This is a genomic window from uncultured Campylobacter sp., assembly GCF_938030685.1.
Classification (GTDB): Bacteria; Campylobacterota; Campylobacteria; order Campylobacterales; family Campylobacteraceae; genus Campylobacter_B.
This window is the reverse complement of the sequence record NZ_CALHHX010000073.1, coordinates 1-1,435: the sequence shown is the minus strand read 5'-3', so window position 1 is coordinate 1,435 and position 1,435 is coordinate 1. Positions and strand designations below refer to the sequence as shown.

General features: G+C 51.1%; 3 protein-coding genes. All 3 read left to right on the top strand.

Annotated elements, in window-relative coordinates; all coding sequences use genetic code 11:
- Nucleotides 1–420, top strand: a 420-nt coding sequence (locus Q0369_RS03280; protein ID WP_298095922.1) for a DIP1984 family protein, incomplete at its 5' end; no start/stop codon positions are given.
- 420 nt (nucleotides 421–840) lie between these two features.
- A complete protein-coding gene (locus Q0369_RS03275) occupies nucleotides 841–1,155 on the top strand; it encodes a hypothetical protein (RefSeq protein WP_298095918.1) in 315 nt (104 codons plus the stop codon).
- Nucleotides 1,089–1,435 (top strand): tyrosine-protein phosphatase (locus Q0369_RS03270; protein ID WP_298095914.1); only part of this gene is annotated, 347 nt, incomplete at its 3' end. The genes Q0369_RS03275 and Q0369_RS03270, both read left to right, overlap by 67 nt.

Below are 1,435 nucleotides of genomic sequence, written 5' to 3'. Positions count from 1 at the left end.
ATACAAAAACGCATCGAGCAGCTAAAATCAAGGCTCGCGGACAACGCAAAAGTGCAAGAGGGCGAAAAGCCTAGCGAAGAGCCAAAGGGGCTGCTAGACGAGCTGGACGCGCTAAGCGGCGAGCTTGAGCGGCTGATAGTTCGGATAAATTTAACCAACTGCACCGCAAAAGCGGACGGCAAAAGCCTAACCGAGCTAATCGCTAAGCGCGACATACTCACGCTAAAAGCGGGCGCGCTGCGGGCTTTCGCGCAAGCTGCCGCGCAAAAGGTGGACATTTATTCGCGCAGTGAGATTAAAATTTTAAGCACGGTCGACGTCGCGGCGCTGCAAAAGCAAGTAGATGAGCTAGCTAGGCAGATCAGACAGCTTGATACGACGCTGCAAGGCGCAAACTGGCAGACCGATCTGATCGACTAAAGCGTCAAATTTAGCGGCGAAATTTGAAAGGATTTCGCGAAAAATAAAATTTCGGGTAAGTATCGCAAGAGGCGAGTACGAAACTCACCTGCGAAACAGGTTTATGACAGCGCTCGCGGAAACGGCGCACCCCTTTTACGATTTATTTTCAGTAAATTTACAAGGGCAATGTAACTACGCAATGTAACTACCGCGTACTGATCTAGCGATACCGAGGGCGGGAACGGGGAAATTTAAAACGAAATTTTGATTTTTGCGGCGCGGCTTGCGGGCTCGCGGCAAAATTTGGCGGCGGTTTTGGCGGGCTTGACGCTCAAATTTTACGTTAAATTTAGGCGCGCTTGCTATTTTGCATTTTGACCGCCGAACATCAAATTTTACAAAAATCATAAAATTTAGCCAAATTTAAAGGATGGAATTTTGAAATTTAAAACCCTTACGCTAGCGATCGTATTTTTCTTTGCGACCGGCATAAATGCAGAGCTTGCGACAGAAGCGAATTCCATAAATTTTAGAAAAACGAGCGGCGCGGAGCAAAATCTCGCGGACGCAAAAGACGCCAAATTTCAGGGCGCGCATTTTAAAAGCGCAGAACCGCAGCGCGCGGTACAAACCCAAACTCATCGCAAAAAGCGACCCTCATCGACGAAGCGAAAAATTTTTACCGCGTGGACGAGCGGCTGTTTCGCAGCGCACAGCTTGATGGAAGCTACGCCGCGAAGCTGCACGAGCTAGGCATCAAAAGCATCGTAAATCTGCGCCATTTTAGCAGAGGCGGCGACAGAAGGGCGTTTGGGGATCAATTTTGGCTCGCGAACAAGCCGCTTCAAAGCTGGGAGATAAAGCCCGCGCAGATTGTGGACGTCTTGCGCACCATTCGCGAGCGCCAAAAGGAGGGCGCCGTGCTCGTGCACTGCTATCACGGAGCCGATCGCACGGGGCTTGTGGTGGCGATGTACCGCGTGATCTATCAGGGCTGGAGCCTGGACGCCGCGCGCAGCGAGATGATAGACGG